The 19,443-nt window shown below is 71.3% G+C and carries 19 protein-coding genes and 2 tRNA genes; 15 read left to right on the top strand and 6 right to left on the bottom strand.

Translation table 11 applies throughout. The annotated features are described in order from the left end of the window. Positions 1-61: 61 nt before the first annotated feature. Positions 62-1,495, bottom strand: coding sequence for an amino acid permease (locus ADK52_RS07515; RefSeq protein ID WP_053688990.1), 1,434 nt, complete (start codon positions 1,493-1,495; stop codon positions 62-64). Between the two features lie 220 nt (positions 1,496-1,715). Here ADK52_RS07515 and ADK52_RS07520 point away from each other — a divergent pair, with 220 nt between their 5' ends. Further along, on the top strand, positions 1,716-2,201 hold the full coding sequence (locus ADK52_RS07520; protein ID WP_053688991.1) for a ribose-5-phosphate isomerase: 486 nt from the start codon (positions 1,716-1,718) through the stop codon (positions 2,199-2,201). Between the two features lie 72 nt (positions 2,202-2,273). Further along, positions 2,274-3,080 carry an Fpg/Nei family DNA glycosylase gene (locus ADK52_RS07525; RefSeq protein ID WP_053688992.1) on the top strand — a complete coding sequence of 269 codons (807 nt, stop codon included), beginning with the start codon at positions 2,274-2,276 and terminating at the stop codon, positions 3,078-3,080. An 84-nt stretch (positions 3,081-3,164) separates the two neighbouring features. Here ADK52_RS07525 and ADK52_RS07530 read toward each other — a convergent pair whose 3' ends face one another. Further along, complete coding sequence (locus ADK52_RS07530) at positions 3,165-4,400, bottom strand: GNAT family N-acetyltransferase (RefSeq protein WP_053688993.1); 1,236 nt, start codon at positions 4,398-4,400, stop codon at positions 3,165-3,167. A 139-nt stretch (positions 4,401-4,539) separates the two neighbouring features. On the opposite strand from ADK52_RS07530, the gene ADK52_RS07535 reads away from it, so the two are divergent. The 3 genes from ADK52_RS07535 to ADK52_RS07545 all read left to right on the top strand — a co-directional run bounded on the left by ADK52_RS07535 (position 4,540) and on the right by ADK52_RS07545 (position 9,029). Beyond that, positions 4,540-5,682, top strand: a complete 1,143-nt coding sequence (locus tag ADK52_RS07535; protein WP_053688994.1) for a PP2C family protein-serine/threonine phosphatase — start codon at positions 4,540-4,542, stop codon at positions 5,680-5,682. 117 nt (positions 5,683-5,799) lie between these two features. Further along, positions 5,800-6,660, top strand: coding sequence for an ABC transporter ATP-binding protein (locus ADK52_RS07540; protein ID WP_053688995.1), 861 nt, complete (start codon positions 5,800-5,802; stop codon positions 6,658-6,660). Further along, positions 6,660-9,029: an ABC transporter permease gene (locus ADK52_RS07545; protein ID WP_053688996.1), complete on the top strand. Its 2,370-nt coding sequence runs from the start codon at positions 6,660-6,662 to the stop codon at positions 9,027-9,029. The genes ADK52_RS07540 and ADK52_RS07545 overlap by 1 nt, the downstream gene beginning before the upstream one ends. On the opposite strand, the gene ADK52_RS07550 is transcribed toward ADK52_RS07545, so the two are convergent. After that, positions 9,026-9,628, bottom strand: coding sequence for an AAA family ATPase (locus ADK52_RS07550; protein ID WP_053688997.1), 603 nt, complete (start codon positions 9,626-9,628; stop codon positions 9,026-9,028). The two genes, ADK52_RS07545 and ADK52_RS07550, sit on opposite strands and share 4 nt — an antisense overlap. Then, positions 9,625-10,224 carry a DUF4232 domain-containing protein gene (locus ADK52_RS07555; RefSeq protein WP_078988068.1) on the bottom strand — a complete coding sequence of 200 codons (600 nt, stop codon included), beginning with the start codon at positions 10,222-10,224 and terminating at the stop codon, positions 9,625-9,627. Before ADK52_RS07555 ends, ADK52_RS07550 begins: the two co-directional genes overlap by 4 nt. Before the next feature lie 377 nt (positions 10,225-10,601). Between ADK52_RS07555 and ADK52_RS07560 the strand changes: the two genes are divergently transcribed. The 3 genes from ADK52_RS07560 to ADK52_RS07570 all read left to right on the top strand — a co-directional run bounded on the left by ADK52_RS07560 (position 10,602) and on the right by ADK52_RS07570 (position 12,858). Beyond that, positions 10,602-12,032 carry a pyridoxal phosphate-dependent decarboxylase family protein gene (locus ADK52_RS07560; RefSeq protein ID WP_053688999.1) on the top strand — a complete coding sequence of 477 codons (1,431 nt, stop codon included), beginning with the start codon at positions 10,602-10,604 and terminating at the stop codon, positions 12,030-12,032. Then, entirely contained in the window at positions 12,029-12,487 is a 459-nt protein-coding gene (locus ADK52_RS07565) for an HD domain-containing protein (protein WP_053689000.1), read from the top strand. The genes ADK52_RS07560 and ADK52_RS07565 overlap by 4 nt, the downstream gene beginning before the upstream one ends. 176 nt (positions 12,488-12,663) lie before the next feature. Continuing rightward, complete coding sequence (locus ADK52_RS07570; protein ID WP_030159386.1) at positions 12,664-12,858, top strand: hypothetical protein; 195 nt, start codon at positions 12,664-12,666, stop codon at positions 12,856-12,858. Here the strand turns inward: ADK52_RS07570 and ADK52_RS07575 are convergent. After that, complete coding sequence (locus ADK52_RS07575; protein ID WP_053689001.1) at positions 12,855-13,331, bottom strand: DUF4231 domain-containing protein; 477 nt, start codon at positions 13,329-13,331, stop codon at positions 12,855-12,857. The two genes, ADK52_RS07570 and ADK52_RS07575, sit on opposite strands and share 4 nt — an antisense overlap. Before the next feature lie 449 nt (positions 13,332-13,780). Here ADK52_RS07575 and ADK52_RS42190 point away from each other — a divergent pair, with 449 nt between their 5' ends. After that, the gene (locus tag ADK52_RS42190; RefSeq protein WP_159045867.1) at positions 13,781-13,918 is read left to right on the top strand and encodes a hypothetical protein; all 138 of its coding nucleotides are present in this window, start codon (positions 13,781-13,783) and stop codon (positions 13,916-13,918) included. Positions 13,919-14,013: 95 nt separating this feature from the next. Here ADK52_RS42190 and ADK52_RS07585 read toward each other — a convergent pair. Then, positions 14,014-14,084, bottom strand: a tRNA-Gly gene (locus tag ADK52_RS07585). Between the two features lie 168 nt (positions 14,085-14,252). Between ADK52_RS07585 and ADK52_RS07590 the strand changes: the two genes are divergently transcribed. The 6 genes from ADK52_RS07590 (at position 14,253) to ADK52_RS07615 (ending at position 19,421) form a co-directional block, all read left to right on the top strand. Next, a tRNA-Pro gene (locus ADK52_RS07590) sits at positions 14,253-14,329 on the top strand. Positions 14,330-14,491: 162 nt separating this feature from the next. Next, positions 14,492-15,880 carry a trigger factor gene (gene tig / locus ADK52_RS07595; RefSeq protein ID WP_053689003.1) on the top strand — a complete coding sequence of 463 codons (1,389 nt, stop codon included), beginning with the start codon at positions 14,492-14,494 and terminating at the stop codon, positions 15,878-15,880. Between the two features lie 285 nt (positions 15,881-16,165). Next, positions 16,166-16,783 carry an ATP-dependent Clp protease proteolytic subunit gene (locus ADK52_RS07600; protein ID WP_053689004.1) on the top strand — a complete coding sequence of 206 codons (618 nt, stop codon included), beginning with the start codon at positions 16,166-16,168 and terminating at the stop codon, positions 16,781-16,783. Between the two features lie 85 nt (positions 16,784-16,868). After that, on the top strand, positions 16,869-17,540 hold the full coding sequence (locus tag ADK52_RS07605; protein ID WP_053689005.1) for an ATP-dependent Clp protease proteolytic subunit: 672 nt from the start codon (positions 16,869-16,871) through the stop codon (positions 17,538-17,540). 153 nt (positions 17,541-17,693) lie between these two features. Continuing rightward, entirely contained in the window at positions 17,694-18,980 is a 1,287-nt protein-coding gene (clpX, locus tag ADK52_RS07610) for an ATP-dependent Clp protease ATP-binding subunit ClpX (RefSeq protein WP_030159377.1), read from the top strand. Between the two features lie 165 nt (positions 18,981-19,145). Continuing rightward, positions 19,146-19,421, top strand: a complete 276-nt coding sequence (locus ADK52_RS07615) for a hypothetical protein (protein ID WP_159045868.1) — start codon at positions 19,146-19,148, stop codon at positions 19,419-19,421. The last annotated feature ends 22 nt before the right edge of the window (positions 19,422-19,443 follow it).

A 19,443-nucleotide genomic window follows, 5' to 3' on the forward strand; every position in this document is an offset into this window, starting at 1 on the left:
AGACACGGCAGCCCCGGACCACGTGAAGTGGTCCGGGGCTGCCGTGTGTCCGCATGCGTGACTACGCGCGCTCGACGGCCTTGCGGCGGATGTCGCGCACCACGCCGATGACCAGCACGACGGCGGCGACCAGCAGCGACAGCATGACCGTCTCGCGGTTGTCCTTGTCGTAGACCATGTAGCCCAGGACGAAGGTGATCATCGCGGCGGTGGCCCACGTCAGGTACGGGAAGAGCCACATCTTGACCGTCAGCTTGTCCGGCGCCTCGCGCACCAGGATCTTGCGCATCCGCAGCTGCGTCAGGCAGATCACCAGCCACACGAAGAGCGCGATCGCACCCGAGGAGTTCAGCAGGAAGCTGAAGACCGTGTCCGGGGAGGTGTAGTTGAAGTAGACGGCGGCGAAGCCGAAGACCACCGAGCCCAGGATGGCGGCCGTGGGCACGCCCCTCTTGTTGACCTTGGCGAAGACCTTGGGCGCGTCACCGCGCTCGCCCAGCGAGAACGCCATGCGCGAGGCCGTGTACATGCCCGAGTTCAGGCAGGACAGCACGGCGGTCAGGACGATCACGTTCATGATCTGGCCGGCGTGCGCGATGCCGATGGAGTCCAGGGCGGCGACGTACGAGCCCTTGTCGACGATCGACTTGTCGTTCCACGGCAGCAGGGTGAGGACGATGAAGATCGAGCCCAAGTAGAAGACGCCGATGCGCCAGATCACCGAGTTGGTGGCCTTGGTGACCGCGCGGCGCGGGTCCTCGGACTCGCCGGCCGCCAGGGTGACGATCTCGCTGCCCATGAAGGAGAAGACGACCATCAGCACACCGGTGAGGATGGAGCCCCAGCCGTTCGGCATGAACCCGCCGGCATCGGTGAGGTGGGCGAAGCCCGCGCCCGGGTTGTCCGAACCCGGCAGCACGCCGAAGACGGCGAGCATGCCGACGATGACGAAGGCGCCGATGGCGACGACCTTGATGCCGGCGAACCAGAACTCGAACTCGCCGTAGGACGAGACGGAGCCGAGGTTGGTGATCGTCAGGACCGCCATCACGATCAGGGCCCAGCCCCACTGCGGGACGGCCGGGATCCAGCCCTCGAGGATCTTCGCACCGGCGGTCGCCTCCACGGCGAGCACGACGACCCAGAAGAACCAGTACAGCCAGCCGATGGAGAAGCCGGCCCAGCGGCCGAGCGCGCGGTCGGCGTACGCGGAGAAGGAGCCGGAGTTCGGGCTGGCGGCGGCCATCTCGCCCAGCATCCGCATCACGAAGACGACCATCGCGCCGACGAGGAGGTACGAGATCAGGATGGCGGGGCCGGCCTTGGCGATGCCGCCACCGGAGCCGACGAAGAGACCGGCGCCGATGACGCCGCCAATGGCGATCATGGACAGGTGGCGGTTCTTGAGACCGGCCTTCAGACCGTCGGAGGGCTGCGTGTCGCCGGAGTTACCGGACGGGTCGCCTGCCTTCTGAAGGGTCGTCGTGGAGCTCATGGACGGATCCTTAGGTTCTCGGGTTGCGAGCCCGGGCATTCAAACCTGAGATGAACGCAGGACGGAAGACCTCAGTCCGGATCGTTGCTTTGGGACGAACGTCCAGGACCCGGGTCCTGCCGTGTCCCATCTGCGTTCTTTGGGTTTACTTGAGCTTTAGAAGTGACTTACGCGACACCCTGCCGCGGTCCGCGGGGGGTGCCCGTGCCACACTCGTCCCATGCGCGTGTACCTCGGATCCGACCATGCCGGCTTTGAGCTCAAGAACCACCTGGTGGACTGGCTCAAGAACAACGGCCACGAGCCCGTCGACTGCGGGCCCCACATCTACGACGCGGTGGACGACTACCCGCCGTTCTGCCTGCGCGCCGCGGAGAAGACCGCCGCCGACGCCGACGGCCTCGGCATCGTCATCGGCGGCTCCGGCAACGGCGAGCAGATCGCCGCGAACAAGGTCAAGGGCGTCCGCGCCATCCTGGCCTGGAGCGTCGAGACCGCGAAGCTCGGCCGTGAGCACAACAACGCCAACGTGATCTCCGTCGGCGGCCGCATGCACACGCAGGACGAGGCCGTCTCCTTCATCGAGGCCTTCCTGGCGACCCCGTACTCCGGCGAGGAGCGCCACACCCGCCGCATCGACATGCTCTCCGCGTACGAGCAGACCGGCGAGCTCCCCCCGATCCCGGCCCACCACCCGCAGGGCTGATCTTCCGCTCCACCGTGCCGCCGCGGCCTCCGGCCCGGCGGCACGGCCGTTTCCAGAGGTAGGAGCAGTGCAGTGCCCGAGGGGCATACGATCCACCGCCTCGCCCAGGACCACACCGAGCGCTTCGCCGGGCAGCCGGTCCGGGTGAGCAGCCCGCAGGGCCGCTTCGCCGAGAGCGCCGCCCTGCTCGACGGGCGGGACCTGGAGAGTGCCGAGGCGCACGGCAAGCACCTGTTCCTGGAACTCGGCGACGCCTGGATCCACATCCACCTCGGCCTGTTCGGCAAGCTCGGCTTCGGCCCCGCCCCGGCGCCCCCGGCCACCGACACGGTCCGGCTGCGGCTGCTCAACCCGGAGCACTGGGCCGACCTGCGCGGCCCCACCGCCTGCGCACTGATCGGCGAAGCCGAGAAGAAGGCGATACACGAGCGGCTCGGCCCCGACCCGCTGCGCCCGGCCGACGATCCGGACCGCGCCTGGAAGCGGATCTCCCGCTCCCGCACCACCGTCGCCGCCCTGCTCATGGACCAGAAGGTGATCGCGGGCGTCGGCAACGTCTACCGCGCCGAGGTCCTCTTCCGGCAGGGCATCGACCCGTACCGGCTGGGCAAGGACCTCGCGCGCGGCGAGTGGGACGCGATGTGGGCGGACCTGGCGGCGCTGATGCGCGAGGGCGTACGGAACAACCGGATCGACACCGTCCGCGACGAGCACCTGCCCGAGGCCATGGGCCGCCCGCCGCGCGTGGACGACCACGGCGGCGAGGTGTACGTCTACCGCAGGGCGAACATGCCCTGCCACATCTGCGGGACCGAGGTCCGCACCGCCGACCTGGCGGCGCGGAACCTCTTCTGGTGCCCCTCCTGCCAGACCCGGTGAGGCCGTCAGACCTGGTGAGGCTGTCGGACCCGGCGAGGCTGTCGGACCCGATGAGCCCGAAGCGCCCTCAGGCCGGACGACGGCTCAGAAGCCGTGCGGGAGCCAGGGCGCCACATCGCCGGTGAAGGCCCGCGAGGCCGCCGCCAGGGCGCCCGGGCGCAGCTCGCGCACCCGGCCGGCCGCCGCCAGCGAGCTCAGGGTGATCCCGCCGAGGTACGCCGAGCCCAGCTCCCGGGCCGACAGCTCCAGGTCCGCCGGGTCCGCGGTCCGCGTACAGGCGACGGCGCCCTGCGCGTCGGCGACCAGCCGCCACCGCCCCTCGTTCCACGGGCAGAACGCGTCCTCGACCTCCATCACCACGTCCAGCGGGGCCCCGTACGCCCGGGCCTCCAGGGCCGCCGGCAGGTCCACCAGCCGCAGGTGCAGCGAGTCGCGCGCGTTCGGCCGCGAACGCCGGATGTCGCTGACCAGGTGGAGCAGCGGATCGTCCACCGGCCGCCTGCCCGCCCGTACGGTCGAGGTCAGGTCCATCTCGAAGAGGTAGCGCCACAGCGCTGCCGTCGCGGCCGGATCCAGCGCGTCGAGATCGGCGACCTCGACCTTGCTCTCCCAGCCGTGTGCCGCGTACTCGGGCTTGACCCGGTAGCGGGCGTACCCGACCACCTCGCCGTCCGCCCGCTCCGCCACCACGCACTTGAGCGGCGAGGCGCCCTCGCGCATCGACTCCGGGTCCAGCAGGGACAACCGCTCCCAGCCCGGCTGCCGCGCCGGCATGCCGGGCCGCCGGGCGACCAGCTCGCCGTACACCTGCTCGCACTCCGGCAGCGCCTTGTCCGGGTCGACGAGCCGCAGCCGCACCTCGTCCGTCCCCGCCGGCACCGCGAGCCGTACGCGCGCGCTGTCGATGGTCAGGGCCATGGCGTACGTCGCGGTGCCGTAGCCGAAGCGCCCGTAGATCGCCGGTTCCGAGGCCGTCAGCACGGCGATCGGCTCGCCACCCGCCCGGACGTCGTCGAGTTGGCGGCGCATCATCGAGGTCAGCACCCCGCGCCGGCGGTGCGTGGGCGCGACCCCCACCATCGTGACCCCGGCCGCTGGCACCAGCGCCCCGCCCGGCACCGACAGCCGGAAGGAGAAGGCACCGGCCGAGCCGACGCAGGTCCCGCCGTCCCAGACGCCCAGAGAGCGCCCGACCTCTGTCAGAGACTTGTAGAGTTCCCGCTCCTGGGGAGACTCCGGCACCCCGCCGAACGCCAGTTCCAGGTGGTCGTACCAGACATCCCACTCATCAGCCTGCAATACGCGCATCTCAAGAGCCATACGCCCATCCTTACCAGGGCATTCCGTCACAGTCGAAGGGTTTTCGACCGTGCTGAGCCCCGTGGGAGACAGGCCGCAGACCCCAGGTCCGGGGGTCCCCCTGCGCGCGCACAGCCAGGATGGATAGGGTCCCGAAGCAATGGCCGGAGCACGCAGGGAGACGCTCATGGCCCGGACGCGCATGCTGTCGCACCGGGCCCGCACCGCCCTGCGCAAATCCGCCGTCGACTACTTCCGCGGCGACGCCTCCGACTGGCTCGCCTTCGCCGGGCTGCTCCTGACCGTCCCCGCCATCGCCTGCGGCACGCTCATGCTGCCCGTCTGGTTCTCGCCCTCCGCCCTCGTCCTGCCCATCGTCGCGGGCGGCCTGCTGCTGCGCCCCGCGAGCCTGCTCGCGCTGTACGCGGCCTCCGCCGCCGCCCTCATCGTCGAGGCGCTGGTCCTCGGGCCGTACACCCTGGGCCCCGCCCGGGTCACCCCCGGAACCGTCCTGGTCGTGGCCGCCTGCGGATTCTTCGGACTGGTCATCGCGCAGTTCCGCAGCCGCGTCGGCGTGCCCTGGCGGCGCGGCGGCACCATGCTCTTCGACCTGCGCGAACGCATCCGGGTCCAGAGCAAGCTGCCCGCCCTGCCGCGCGGCTGGCACCGCGAGATGGCCCTGCGCCCGGCCGGCGGCCAGTCCTTCTCCGGCGACTTCGTCGTCGCCGCCCGTACGAACGGCGGCCGGACCCTGGAGATCGTCCTGACCGACGTCTCCGGCAAGGGCATGGAAGCCGGCTCCCGCGCCCTGCTGCTGTCCGGCGCGTTCGGCGGCCTGCTCGGCGCCCTTCCCCCGCACGGGTTCCTGCCCGCAGCCAACGGCTACCTCCTCCGCCAGGACTGGGACGAGGGCTTCGCCACCTCCATCCACCTCGTCCTGGACCTGGAGACCGGCGACTACGAGCTCCTCTCCGCAGGCCACCTGCCCGCCCTCCAGCTCTCCGCGGGCACCGGCCGCTGGGAGGAGCGGTCCGGCGAGGGCCCGCTGCTCGGCGTCTACGACGGCGCCGAGTTCGAACCCGCCCGCGGCAACCTACGCCGCGGCGACGTCCTCATGCTCTTCACGGACGGGCTCGTCGAGACCGCCGACCGCGACATCAGCGAGGGCATCGACCGCCTCACCGGCGAGGCCGACCGCTACGTCGCCGCCGGGTGGGAGGGCGCGGCCTGGCACCTCATCGAAAAGGTCGCCAAGGACGTCAACGACGACCGCGCCCTGCTGCTCATCCGCCGCTCTCCCTGACCTGCGTACGGGGGTTTTCCCCACCACCGATCCGCCTGGTTCCGCCATGTCCGCACCCGTACCCCCGTCCGTAGCGTCGGGACCACGATCACCGACGGGTACGGAAGGCGGCACACCATGGGGCTCCGGCGGAGCAGGCGCAAGCGCGAGAGCGCGCAGGCGGGGTACGACGGCACCGGGCGGGCGGCGTACGGCGGCACGGGCCGGGCGGACCACGACAGCACGGCCGCCGTCGAGCTGCGCGGCGTACGGCGCGAGTACGGGCGGGGGGCCGCCACCGTCCACGCGCTGCGCGGGATCGACCTCAGCCTGCCGCGCGGCAGCTTCACCGCCGTGATGGGGCCCTCCGGCTCCGGCAAGTCCACCTTCCTCCAGTGCGCGGCCGGGCTGGACGTCCCCACCGCGGGCTCCGTCCGCCTCGGCGGCACCGAGATCACCGGCATGAACGAGAACGAGCTCACCGAACTGCGCCGCAGCCGCCTCGGCTTCGTCTTCCAGGCCTTCAACCTGCTGCCCTCCCTCACCGTGGAGCAGAACGTGCTCCTCCCGATGCGGCTCGCCGGCGCCGGATCGTCGCGGCAGGGCCGGGACCGGGCCGCCGACCTGCTCGCCCGGGTCGGCCTCGAAGGCAAGGGCGGCCGCCGCCCCGCCGAGCTCTCCGGCGGCCAGCAGCAGCGCGTCGCCATCGCGCGGGCCCTGGTCACCCGGCCCGACGTCGTCTTCGCCGACGAACCCACCGGAGCCCTCGACACCACCACCGCCGCCGAGGTCCTCGGACTGCTCCGGTCCGCCGTGGACTCCCTCGGCGCCACCATCGTCATGGTCACCCACGACCCGGCCGCCGCGGCCGCCGCCGACCAGGTGCTCTTCCTCGCCGACGGCCTGATCGCCGACCGGCTGCCGCAGAGCTCCGCCGCGACCATCGCCGCCCGGATGACCGCCCTCACCGCCCCCGTGTACGCGGGAGCGGCCGCCTGATGCCGTTCCACCCCAACGGCCTGGCCCGGGCGGCGCTGCGGCTGCGCCCCGCCGCCTTCGCCGGCACCTTCGTCGCCCTGCTCATGACCGTCGCCATCGTCTCCGCCTGCGGGATCCTGCTGGAGAGCGGAGCCCGGGCGAGCGTCCCGCCGACCCGGTACGCCCAAGCCCCCGTCGTCGTGGCCGCCGACCAGGAGATCCGCTGGCGGGCGGGCAGCGGCGAAGGCGCCTACGAGGAGTCGGTACGGGTCCCGGAGCGGGCCAGGGTCGACGCCGCCCTGCTGGAACGCCTGGCGCCGCTCGGCCGGGCCGTCCCCGACGTGGTCTTCCCCGTACGGGGCGGTGCGGGCTCTGCCGTCGAGGCCTCGGGCTGGGGCGCGTCGGCCTTCACGGGCGCGGCGCTCGCGGGCGGCCGGGCCCCGGGGGCTCCGGGGGAGGTCGTCCTGGGCACGGGTTCGGGGTTCGCAGGAGACCGGGTGTCGCTCGACACCCCGGTCGGGAAGCGGGAATTCCGGGTCGTGGGACGGGCCGAAGGCACCGGAGTCTGGTTCTCCGACGCCGAGGCCCGCGCCCTGTCCGGGCACCCCGGGGCACTCGACGCCGTCGTCCTGTTCGACGCCGACCCGGAGCGGGTCCGCGCCGCCGTCGACGGCCGCGCCCAGGTGCTGACCGGCGCCGCCCGCGCCGTGGACCCGCGGCTCGCGGGCGCCAGGGAACTGCTGATCGGCCTCGGCGGCTCCTTCGGCGGCACCGCCACCCTCGTCGCCGTCTTCACCGCCGCCGCGACGGTCGCGCTCTCCGTCGGGCAGCGCTCCCGCGAGTTCGCCCTGCTGCGCGCCGTCGGAGCCACCCCGCGGCAGATCCGCCGCATCATCGCCACCGAAGCCCTGCTCGTCGCGCCCGCCGCGGGGGTACTGGGCTGCGTACCCGGCATCGGCCTCGCCGCCTGGTGGTTCGGGCAGCTCCAGGCCAAGGGCGCGATCCCGGGCGGGGTCGAGCTGACCGTCTCCTGGATCCCGCTCGTCTCGGCAGCCGGCGCCGGTCTCGTCACCGCGTTGCTCGCGGGCTGGGCCGCCGCCCGCAGGCCCGCCCGGATCCGGCCCGGCCAGGCGCTGGCCGCGGCGGCCGTGGAACGCCTCCGGCCGGGGTGGATCCGTACGCCGCTGGGCATCGCCGCCCTGGCCGGCGGCACCGCCTGCGCGGGGCTGGCCGCCACCTCCGGCGGGGAGGACGCCGCCAACGCCGCGCTCGGCGTGGTCATGCTCTTCATGTTGGCCGTGGCCCTGCTCGGGCCGCTGATCGCCCGCGCCTGCGCCTCCGTACTCGGCTTCCCGCTGCGCGCCGGCGGGGCGTCCGGCTCGCTCGCCGCCGCCAACTCCCGGGCCCACGCCCGCCGGCTCGCCTCCGCGATCACCCCGATCGTGCTCGCCATGGCCTTCTCCTCGACCCTGGTCTTCCTGCACACCAGCGAGGAACGGGCCGTACGGCAGCAGCAGGAGGCCGGACTGCTCGCCGACCACGTGATCAGCGACCCGCCCGCCGATCTCCGCGGCGGAGTCGCGGTCACCCGCACCTCCGTCCTCGCGATGCTCGGCACGGGCGCCGAGCGGCGGTTCCAGTCCGCCTCGGCACAGGGCGTCGCGGGCGACGTCACCACCGTCCAGGACCTGGGCGTACGCGAGGGCAGCCTCGCCGCGCTGCGCCCCGGCACGGTCGCCGTGGACCGCAGCGTCGCGGAGTCCGCGCACCTCGGCGTCGGCGACCGCGTCGAACTCCGCCTCCCCGACGGGGTCCCGGCGAACCCCGAGATCGTGGCCGTCTACACCCGGGGCCTCGGCCTCGGCCAGGTCACCCTCCCGGCAGCCGACCTGACCGGCCACACCACGGCCGGGCGCGCCACCGAGCTGCTGATCCGCGGACCGGTCTCGGCGGGCCTGGGACCCGCGATGTCCACCTCGGACTGGACCACCGCCCAGAACACGGACCGCGAGGTCAACGCCTGGGCCAACACCGTCATGGCGGCCGTCCTCGGCGGCTTCGCGGCCGTCACCGCCGCCAACACGCTGGTGATGACCGTCCTCGACCGCCGCCGCGAGCTGCGGATGCTGCGCCTGGTCGGCTCGACCCGGCGCCAGGTCCTGCGGATGCTCCGCTGGGAGGCCCTCCTGATCGGCGGCGCGGGCGTCACCCTGGGCAGCGCGATCGCCCTGGCCACCCTGTTCCCGCTGACCAAGGCGGTCACGGGGGCGCCCCCGCACATCCCGCCGGTGCTGTACGCCTCCTTCGCGGCGGCGGCCCTGACCCTGGGGCTGGCCGCCACCACCCTGCCGGCCCGCTGGAGCCTCCGCCGGGGGGCCTGCTCCGTCTAGTCGAACCGGATGTGGCGGACACCGACGAGCGCGCGCCGCAGCCTTGCGCGGAGCGGGCCGTCGGTGTCCGGGGCGGCCCGCAGCCCCGTCATGGCCGCGATCCGGCCCGCCACCTGGGACACCGTGAGGTGGTCGGTGACCAGGTGGTGGGCGAACTCGGGTCCGCGCAGCGCCTCCAGACATCCGTCGAGCCGAGCCACGGCGAAGCTCTCCCGCTTCAGCCCGTGCCCGAGCCCGCGCTCACGGAGCCGGCGCAGTACGGTCGCCCGATCGGCCAGCAGCGCGAAGTGCCGTACGTCGTGCCCCGCTTCGCGCAGCCGCCCCACCGTCTCGGCGAAGTAGCGCGGCTCCGTCACGGTCATCGGCACGAGGACGGGCCCCGCATGCCGTTCCGCCGCCAGCTCCAGCACCTCGAACACGCCCTGCCGCCACGCCGGCAGGTCCTGGAAGTCCCCGCGCAGCGCCGGCGGCATCATGCGGTGCAGCCCGAACCCGACGTGCTCCGGATCGCACACGACGCTGCCGGGCAGCCGCCGGTGCAGTGCGTACGCGGTCTGCGTCTTGCCGCCCCCGAAGGGCCCGTTGAGCCAGATGATCACCGGGCGGCCGTCTTCCAGGGGCTGATCCCGAGCTTGCCGGTGTTCCCGAGGTCGACGGAATGCCGGAGCTCCAGCTCCACCCGGGGAGCGCCGGCCCGCGGGGTCACGTCCAGCACCCATCCCTCGGCGGCGGGCACGGTCGAGTCGGTCACCAGGTTCCGCCACACCATGGCGACGGCCGCCGCCTGACCGGGCTGGAGCTCCAGCTTCTGCGGGACGCCCTCCACGCCGGTCGGCGCGCTGGTGATCCCGTCCGCTCCGTGCACGACGGACACCTCGACCGGTGCGCGCTTCTTGTCCAGCAGCCGGATCTCCGGATAGCCGTCGAGTACGTAGGGCTGCGTACCGCAGTTCACCAGCTGGATGTCGGCGACGCGCAGCCCCATGGCGGCGTCCCCGGCCCCTTCGAGCAGCCGCACCCCGCCCTCGGGACACGCGGACGCCTTCGCGGCGGGCGGGGAGGCGACCACGGCGGGTGCGGGGGAGCGCACCCCACTGGGCCCCGGCGCAGCAGCAGGAGCGGGCGGCACATCGCATCCCACCAGCACTCCCGCCACGACCACCCCGACGACAACCCCCACCACGGCCCGAGTCATCCCCCGACCCTACGCCGCCCAACTCCCCTCCCGCACGGCCCAATGCCGGCCCCGCACGGCTACCCGGCCCGCGCGTGGCTACCCGCCCCGCGCCTGGTAACTCCGGCCCGGGCGTGGTGACTCCGGCCCCCGCACGCTGACTCCGGCCCGGGCCGGCTCATTCCAGCCCCGCCGGCGTTTGAGGCGCGGGGTCCGGGGCGGAGCCCCAGGAGCCCGGCGCTGCCGGGGCCGCTTGCGCTGCCGGGGCCGCTTGCGCTGCCGGGGCCGCGCCCGCACCCGCAGCCGGGGCCGCACCCACTGCATTCCGGGAGCCGGGCCGGGCCAATCACCCCCGATTGGCCGGTCCGCCGGGCCCGGCGGGTCCCTACCGTGCCCCCATGGACCGCACGCTCGCCACCGACCTCGCCCGCCTCCCCGAGCTCCTGGAGGCCACCCGCCGCACCGCCGCCGACGCCCTCGAAGCCCTGGACGCCCGTCCCGTCGTACCGTCCGCCACGCCTCCGCGGGACCCCGAGCCCCTGCCGGAGCACGCCGCCGGGGCGGAATCGGCCCTCACCGCCTTCGCGGAGCGCTGGGCGCCCCGGCTGTCGGCTTCCGCGGGACCCCGCTACCTCGGCTTCGTCACCGGCGGCGCCACCCCCGCCGCCCTCGCGGGCGACTGGCTGACCGCCGTCCACGACCAGAACTCCAACTCCGCCCTGGACGGCGCCGGCCAGGAACTCGAACGCGAGACCGTCACCTGGCTGCGCGACCTCTTCGTCCTCACCGACGCCCACACCGGAACCTTCGTCAGCGGCGCCACCATGTCCAACACCACCGGCCTCGCCATCGCCCGCGAGTGGCTCGGCGAACGCCTCGGCGTCTCCCCCTCCGAGGACGGCGCGGCAGCGCTCGGCCCGGTCCGCGTCCTGTCCGGAGCCCCGCACTCCTCCATCGCCAAGGCCCTCTCCGTCCTAGGCCTCGGCCGGAGCTCCCTCGTCGCCGTCCCCACCCTCCCCGGCCGCGAGGCCGTCGACCCCGCCGCCCTCGACCGGGCCCTCGCCGACACGCCCGGCCCGGCCGTCGTCGTCGCCAACGCCGGCACCGTCAACACCGTGGACTTCGACGACCTCCGCGCCATCGCCGCCCTCCGCGAACGCCACGCGTTCTGGCTCCACACCGACGCCGCCTTCGGCGCCTTCGCCGCGCTCTCCCCGGACCGCGCCCACCTCGTCGACGGTCTCGACGCCTCCGACTCCGTCTGCGTCGACCTGCACAAATGGCTGAACGTCCCCTATGACAGCGCCGTCCAGTTCACCCGCCGCCAAGACCTCCAGGCCCGCGTCTTCCAGAACGCCGCCGCCTACCTCGGCCCCCTGGGCGAGCGCCCCGACCTTGTCCACCTCACCCCCGAGAACTCGCACCGGCTGCGCGCCCTCGCCGCCTGGTTCACCCTTCGCGCGTACGGACGAGAAGGGCACCGCGAGATCGTCGAGCGCGACATCGCCTGCGCCCGGGCGCTGGGCGCCGCGCTGGAGCAGGATCCGGCCTTCCGGCTCCTCGCCCCGGTCCGCCTGAACGTCGTCTGCTTCACCCTCGCCGACGACCCCACCCCGGCCCGTCTGGCGGCCCTGCGCGAGGCGGCGCAGGAGGAGGTCTTCGTCACCCCGACCGTCTACGCGGGAACCCCCGGCCTGCGCGCGGCGTTCTCCAACTGGCGTACCACGCAGGCCGACGTGCGCCGCGCCGTGCAGGCCCTGCGTAAGGCGGCGGCACAGGGGGCACACGAGACGGGGACGACACGGACGACGGCGAAGGGGACCGCATGACGCAGCAGCAACCGCTGACCCTGATGGAGGTCGAGGCACTGGCGCGCTCCGCGCACGAGGGCCAGATCGACAAGGCCGGCCGGCCGTACGCCGAGCACCTCGCGGCCGTCGCCGAGGGAGTGCGCGCCCGCGGCGGCAGCCCGGAGCAGCAGGCGGCGGCCTGGCTGCACGACTCCGTCGAGGACGACGCGCTCAGCCGGGAGTGGCTGGATTCTGCCGTCCTGCCCCAGTCGGTCAAGGACATGGTGCTGGCGGTCACCAAGCGCGCCGGCGAGCCGGTGGAGGAGTACGCGGCCCGGATCCTCGCCACGCCGGGTGCCCTCCTGGTCAAGGAGGCGGATCTGGCGCACAACGCGGACCCCGTGCGGCTTTCCGTCCTGGACGGTCCCACCCGGGAACGGCTGTCCGCGAAGTACGCGTATGTCCGCTCCCTCCTCGGCCTCACCGCGCCGTGAACCGGGCCCCACGCCCGAAATATGCCCGGTGCATGGCCGGTTGGCGGGAAAGCGCCGACGCCGATTCGCCACGGGACGGATAGCCGGGGCCCGTTGGTGGGAGGATGGTCCATGTGGGGGTGCGCGTGGCCGTGTGCCCCAGGCCGACCAGGGGACGACCGAAGGTGTGATCAGTAGTGGCCATTTCGCTGTCAGTGGTGGTTCTGTTGGCGGTCATCCTGGTGGTGCTGATCCGCGGCAACCACATCAAGGCCGGCCCCGCGATCGTCGCCGTCCTCTTCGGCTTCTTCCTGGCGTCCAGCTCCATCGCACCGGACGTCAACCGCTTCCTCAACTCCCTCGCGGACACCATCGCGGGGATCAAGCTCTAGGGGCCGTCCGCCCGCCGCCACTCCAGATCCGAACTCACCTGGCCGCCCAGCGTCATGACGTTGAGGGTGGCCGAGTTCTCGTTGGCGATCGCCGTCTCCACCCGGGACACGAGCAGCGTGAACGCATCGGCGTCGGACAGCCCGGAGTACGGGCCGACCCCGGTCTCGAAGTAGACCCGCTCGTGCCCCAGCAGTTGCTCGGTCGACCGGTAGTTCTTCCACTGCTCCCGGTACCGGTACACGCTCTCGAGGGAGACGGAGACAACCACGAGCAGGCTGAGCGCGGTGGCGGCGATCCGGGCGAACGGCACGTCGAGGTTGACCAGCACGGGCACGAGCGCCCCGCCGACGACCGACAGGGTCCGCATCCGTAAATGGACGGCCTTGCTTCGCACGGCCTTGCGGTCGTACCACTGCTGGTACTGACCCAGCCGCGTCTCGACGTACTCCCGCGCCCCGCCCGCCCCGGACATGCGGGGAGTACACAACCTGCCCCCGCCGCAGTCAAGACCATCCGCGAGATGCTGCGGGATAAACCGGACGATACGATGAAAACGGCATCAGGCCTCACGGAATGCGCCGGACATCGGACGGCACGCAGGTCCATGTGGGGCCAAAAGAGTACGGCGTAACGGCGCGAGACCTTCCCCTCGGAGCCTTGTGCGACCGCTGCCGCGGGTACCGGAGCCGTCACGCCCCATCGGCCGCACCGTCAGCGTCCAAGGCAGGTTGAATGATGAACCGGACACGTCGTCTTGCAGCACTCGCGCTCCTGGTGGCCCCTGCTCTCGCGGTGGGCCCCGCAGTCGCCGCACACGCTTCGACCACCGCCGCACCCGGGATCCCGTCCGCCGCGACGTGCAAAGTCGAGCCGGAATCGAACGGCAAGTACCACCTGTGGGGTGAGGGATTCAGTGGAACGGTGACCTACTCCGGGTCCGCCTCGGGCACCGTCCCCACCAATGCGGGAAGGTTCGACATCGGCGGTCTCAGCGGGAGCAAGTACGTCGTCAAGGCGGCCGACGGGACCACCGTCAACTGCACCGTGGTCCACTACTGAGGTCATGCCATCCGTGCCGTGGTCGCAGACCCCGGGAAAAACGCTGAAGGGCCAGGTCGAGGAGAACTCCTCCGACCTGGCCCTTCAGTGTTCAGAGCGGGCGACGGGAATCGAACCCGCGTAGCTAGTTTGGAAGACTAGGGCTCTACCATTGAGCTACGCCCGCAACGCGTGCGCCGCAGGTCCGGGGACCGCGGCACGGACAGCATCCTAGCGGGTCGGGCCGGGGGAGTGCACACCCCATTGGGGGGTCTCGCCGGGGCGTCCGGAAACGCTCGCTCAAAACCCCGCGCATCAGAGTGTCTCCGGCCATGTACCCTACGTGTCGCACCGACGGGGTGTGGCGCAGCTTGGTAGCGCGTCCGCTTTGGGAGCGGAAGGTCGTCGGTTCGAATCCGGCCACCCCGACCACCACCACCGCCATCACAAGATCGCGTTGTGGGCTGATTGCCGCTTGCGGTTACTATGCAAGCTGCGTGCCCGTGTGTCTGATGTACCGGGCCGAATCCGCCGAACCGCTGAATCGCAGCGTGGACGCAGACCCCAAGCAGTCAGCCACAAGGAGACCGAACCGTGAAGAGCGCCGTGGAGACCCTGAACCCGACTCGGGTTCGGCTCACTGTTGAGGTGCCCTTCGAGGAGCTCAAGGACAGCCTCGACGCGGCGTACAAGAAGATCAACCAGCAGGTCACGGTGAAGGGCTTCCGCAAGGGCAAGATCCCCGCCCGAGTCATCGACCAGCGCTTCGGTCGCGGTGCGGTGCTGGAGGAGGCCGTCAACGACGCCCTCCCGAAGTTCTACACCGAGGCGGTCAACGAGGCCGACCTGAACCCGCTGGGCCAGCCCGAGGTCGACATCACGGAGCTGAAGGACGGCGAGCTGCTGGCCTTCACCGCCGAGGTGGACGTCCGCCCCGAGATCGAGATCCCGGACTACTCCGGCATCGAGGTCGAGGTCGACGCGGTCGAGGTCTCCGACGAGGACGTCGACAAGTCGGTCGAGCAGCTGCGCGGCCGCTTCGCGTCCACGAACGACGTCGAGCGCGCCGCCGCCGAGGGTGACGTCGTCACCATCGACCTGGAGGCCAAGGTCGACGGCGAGGTGCTGCCCGACGGCGTCGCCTCCGACGTCTCGTACACCATCGGCTCGGGCGAGCTCCTCGACGGCATCGACGAGGCCGTCAAGGGCCTGGAGGCCGGTGGCGAGGCCACCTTCACCTCCCAGCTGAAGGGCGGCTCCGCCGAGGGCAAGGACGCCGAGGTCACCGTCAAGGTCACCAAGGTCTCCGCCAAGGAGCTCCCGGAGCTGGACGACGAGTTCGCGCAGATGGCGAGCGAGTTCGACACCCTCGAGGACCTCAAGGCGGACAGCCGCAAGCGCCTCGAGAACATGAAGCAGTACGACCAGGCCACGCAGGCCCAGGAGCGCGTCCTGGAGAAGCTGCTGGAGCTCGTCGAGGTGCCGATCCCCGAGAAGCTGCTCGAGGACGAGGTCAACACCCGCAAGCACAACCTGGAGCACCACCAGCTCGGCCAGATGGGCCTGACCATCGAGAAGTACCTGGAGTTCCAGGGCAAGACGGTCGAGGAGTTCGACGCCGAGACCAAGGACCAGGCGATCAAGGGCATCAAGACCCAGTTCGTCCTGGACGCGCTGGTCAACAAGGAGAAGCTGGGCGTCGACCAGGAGGAGCTCACCGAGCACCTCATGCGCCGCGCTGCCTCCTCCGGCATGTCCCCCGACCAGTTCGCCCAGGCCGTCGTCGAGGGTGGCCAGGTGCCGATGCTCGTCGGCGAGGTCGCCCGCGGCAAGGCCCTCGCGGTCGTCGTCGAGGCCTCCAAGGTCGTCGACACCAACGGTGAGGTCGTGGACCTGTCCGACGAGGACGAGGAGACGGCCACCGAGACCGTCGAGGCGGCCGTCGACGGTGACGCCGAGGCGCAGGCCGACGAGGCCAAGTAACACCCTGGGTGCCGCCCCGCGCGGCACCCGATGAGCAGCATCGGAGAGGCCCGTACACAGCCGTGTGTGCGGGCCTTTCCGCACTCTCGGAGCGCCCGCGGACCTTGCGCTCCGAGCGAACAGTTCGGGAAGCGGGATGGCGTTGTCCGACCTGCGCGTTAGGGTCCATGAATACGAGGGCACGGGAGTAACCGGACGCGGCGGCCACCGCCGCCCCGACCGGTCCGCGCCCCAGAACGAGACGCTGAGACGGCAAGTGGCCGTCGGAGACGAGCAGGTGGATACGTGACGAATCTGAAGCCTTACGCCGCGGGTGAGCCGTCCATCGGTGGCGGCCTCGGCGACCATGTCTACAACCGGCTGCTCGGCGAGCGCATCATCTTCCTCGGCCAGCAGGTCGACGACGACATCGCGAACAAGATCACGGCGCAGCTCCTCCTCCTGGCCGCGGAGCCGGAGAAGGACATCTACCTGTACATCAACAGCCCTGGCGGTTCGGTGACGGCGGGCATGGCGGTCTACGACACCATGCAGTACATCCCGAACGACGTCGTCACCATCGGCATGGGCATGGCGGCCTCCATGGGCCAGTTCCTGCTCACCGGCGGCGCCACGGGCAAGCGCTTCGCGCTCCCGAACACCGACATCCTGATGCACCAGGGTTCCGCCGGTATCGGCGGCACCGCCTCGGACATCAAGATCCAGGCCGAGTACCTGCTGCGCACCAAGCAGCGCATGGCCGAGATCACCGCGCACCACTCCGGCCAGACCGTGGAGGCGATCATCCGCGACGGCGACCGCGACCGCTGGTTCACCGCGGAGGAGGCCAAGGATTACGGCCTCATCGACGAGATCATCTCCGCCGCGTCGCTGGTCCCGGGCGGCGGCGGCACCGGGGCCTGATCCCGGCCCCGGCGCGCGGGTCCTCGTACGAGGACCCGTACGCCCGCCCCACCCGGCAAGCCCCAGCCCGCAGAACGCCACCAGGATGGTGAACACCCAGATGCACATGAACAACCTCTCTCCCGCGAGCGGCCTCTACACCGGCGCGCCGGTGGACAACCGCTACGTCGTTCCGCGCTTCGTCGAGCGCACCTCGCAGGGCGTGCGCGAGTACGACCCGTACGCGAAGCTCTTCGAGGAGCGCGTGATCTTCCTCGGCGTGCAGATCGACGACGCCTCCGCCAACGACGTCATGGCGCAGCTGCTGTGCCTGGAGTCGATGGACCCGGACCGCGACATCTCGATCTACATCAACAGCCCCGGCGGCTCCTTCACGGCGCTGACGGCCATCTACGACACGATGCAGTTCGTGAAGCCGGACATCCAGACGGTCTGCATGGGCCAGGCGGCCTCCGCCGCCGCCGTCCTGCTGGCCGCCGGCACCCCCGGCAAGCGCATGGCGCTGCCGAACGCCCGCGTGCTGATCCACCAGCCGTCCGGCGGCACCGGCCGCGAGCAGCTCTCCGACCTGGAGATCGCGGCCAAGGAGATCCTGCGCATGCGTGACCAGCTGGAGACCATGCTGGCCAAGCACTCGACCACGCCGATCGAGAAGATCCGCGAGGACATCGAGCGCGACAAGATCCTGACGGCCGAGGACGCGCTCGCGTACGGCCTGATCGACCAGATCGTCTCGACCCGCAAGAACTCCCACTGATCCTTGCCGCCAGTTGGCGTGGGCACGTCGTCACATTCGGCGATGTGAACCACGTCAAGGGGGCCCCGTACGGGGCCCCCGGCAAGGTACCGTCGGATATGAGGCACCAGGAGCGCTGAACCAGGCGTCTCCCAGGCGAAGGGGAAGCACCTCGTGGCACGCATCGGTGACGGCGGCGACCTGCTCAAGTGCTCGTTCTGCGGAAAGAGCCAGAAGCAGGTGAAGAAGCTCATCGCAGGACCCGGTGTGTACATCTGCGACGAGTGCATCGACCTCTGCAACGAGATCATCGAGGAGGAGCTCGCGGAGACCTCCGAGGTCCGGTGGGAGGAACTCCCCAAGCCTCGTGAGATCTACGAGTTCCTGGAGAGCTACGTCGTCGGCCAGGAGCCGGCGAAGAAGGCCCTCTCGGTGGCGGTGTACAACCACTACAAGCGCGTCCAGGCCGGCGAGAACGGCGGCGCGCAGGGCCGGGACGACGCGATCGAGCTCGCGAAGTCCAACATCCTGCTGCTGGGCCCGACGGGCTCCGGCAAGACGCTGCTGGCCCAGACGCTCGCGCGCATGCTCAACGTCCCGTTCGCCATCGCCGACGCGACGGCGCTGACGGAGGCCGGGTACGTGGGCGAGGACGTCGAGAACATCCTGCTCAAGCTGATCCAGGCGGCCGACTACGACGTCAAGAAGGCCGAGACCGGGATCATCTACATCGACGAGATCGACAAGGTCGCCCGGAAGAGCGAGAACCCGTCGATCACGCGCGACGTGAGCGGCGAGGGCGTGCAGCAGGCCCTGCTGAAGATCCTGGAGGGCACGACGGCGTCGGTCCCGCCGCAGGGCGGTCGCAAGCACCCGCACCAGGAGTTCATCCAGATCGACACGACGAACGTGCTGTTCATCGTGGGCGGTGCTTTCGCCGGCCTGGAGAAGATCATCGAGTCGCGGGCCGGGGCCAAGGGCATCGGCTTCGGGGCGACGATCCGCTCGAAGCGCGAGATCGAGGCGAGCGACCAGTTCCAGGAGGTCATGCCGGAGGACCTGGTGAAGTTCGGGATGATCCCCGAGTTCATCGGCCGTCTGCCCGTCATCACCTCGGTGCACAACCTGGACCGCGAGGCGCTGCTGCAGATCCTGGTGGAGCCGCGGAACGCGCTGGTGAAGCAGTACCAGCGGCTGTTCGAACTCGACGGGGTGGAGCTGGACTTCGAGCGCGAGGCGCTGGAAGCCATCGCGGACCAGGCGATCCTGCGCCAGACGGGTGCGCGGGGTCTGCGCGCCATCATGGAAGAGGTCCTGATGTCGGTGATGTACGAGGTCCCGTCCCGCAAGGACGTGGCCCGCGTGGTCATCACCTCGGACGTCGTCCGCTCGAACGTGAACCCGACGCTGGTCCCCCGCATCGTCCCGAAGGACCAGGGCCCGCAGGAGAAGTCGGCGTAGCCGACACGACGCACGCGAAGGGGCGCCCCGGTCACCCGGGGCGCCCCTTTCGCATATTCGGACTATCTTTGCCGATAATCGGACAAGTGGGCCGTGTCGCCTGGTGTGGCGGATGACTTCTTGATCACCTTTGTCTCGACCAGCCTTAGCCAAGGGGAACGAGACATGAAGATGAAGAAGCGCGCAGTCGGCGTCCTGGCCGCGACGTTCGCCGCGGCAGCCCTCCCGATCGTGGTGGCTTCACCCGCCTCGGCCGACCAGGGGGACTGCCAGTACTACTTGCACGAAGCGGGCTACAAGGTCGGCCCGAAGATAGAGGCTGCTTGTGAATCGGGGGACCAGTTTTCGCCCACCGCTTACGGCAGCTGTTTGATGGGCCTGCTCAACATCGGGGTACGGGTCGACCACGCGCAGTCAGCGTGCGGCCTGGCAGGGGCATGAAAGGGGGTCCGGCGCGGGTCAC

This window comes from Streptomyces sp. WM6372, from assembly GCF_001279655.1.
In the GTDB taxonomy this organism is placed as follows: Bacteria; Actinomycetota; Actinomycetes; order Streptomycetales; family Streptomycetaceae; genus Streptomyces.

Excerpts from the sequence above, each read along its gene's own strand:
- ADK52_RS07575 (WP_053689001.1), bottom strand. The coding sequence starts at position 13,331 with ATGTCCGGGGCGGGCGGGGCGCGGGAGTACGTCGAGACGCGGCTGGGT.
- ADK52_RS07565 (WP_053689000.1), top strand. The coding sequence starts at position 12,029 with ATGACGCAGCAGCAACCGCTGACCCTGATGGAGGTCGAGGCACTGGCG.
- ADK52_RS07515 (WP_053688990.1), bottom strand. The coding sequence starts at position 1,495 with ATGAGCTCCACGACGACCCTTCAGAAGGCAGGCGACCCGTCCGGTAAC.
- ADK52_RS07535 (WP_053688994.1), top strand. The coding sequence starts at position 4,540 with ATGGCCGGAGCACGCAGGGAGACGCTCATGGCCCGGACGCGCATGCTG.
- ADK52_RS07540 (WP_053688995.1), top strand. The coding sequence starts at position 5,800 with ATGGGGCTCCGGCGGAGCAGGCGCAAGCGCGAGAGCGCGCAGGCGGGG.
- ADK52_RS07615 (WP_159045868.1), top strand. The coding sequence starts at position 19,146 with ATGAAGATGAAGAAGCGCGCAGTCGGCGTCCTGGCCGCGACGTTCGCC.
- ADK52_RS07530 (WP_053688993.1), bottom strand. The coding sequence starts at position 4,400 with ATGGCTCTTGAGATGCGCGTATTGCAGGCTGATGAGTGGGATGTCTGG.
- ADK52_RS07555 (WP_078988068.1), bottom strand. The coding sequence starts at position 10,224 with ATGACTCGGGCCGTGGTGGGGGTTGTCGTCGGGGTGGTCGTGGCGGGA.
- ADK52_RS07545 (WP_053688996.1), top strand. The coding sequence starts at position 6,660 with ATGCCGTTCCACCCCAACGGCCTGGCCCGGGCGGCGCTGCGGCTGCGC.
- ADK52_RS07605 (WP_053689005.1), top strand. The coding sequence starts at position 16,869 with ATGGTGAACACCCAGATGCACATGAACAACCTCTCTCCCGCGAGCGGC.
- ADK52_RS07560 (WP_053688999.1), top strand. The coding sequence starts at position 10,602 with ATGGACCGCACGCTCGCCACCGACCTCGCCCGCCTCCCCGAGCTCCTG.
- ADK52_RS07520 (WP_053688991.1), top strand. The coding sequence starts at position 1,716 with ATGCGCGTGTACCTCGGATCCGACCATGCCGGCTTTGAGCTCAAGAAC.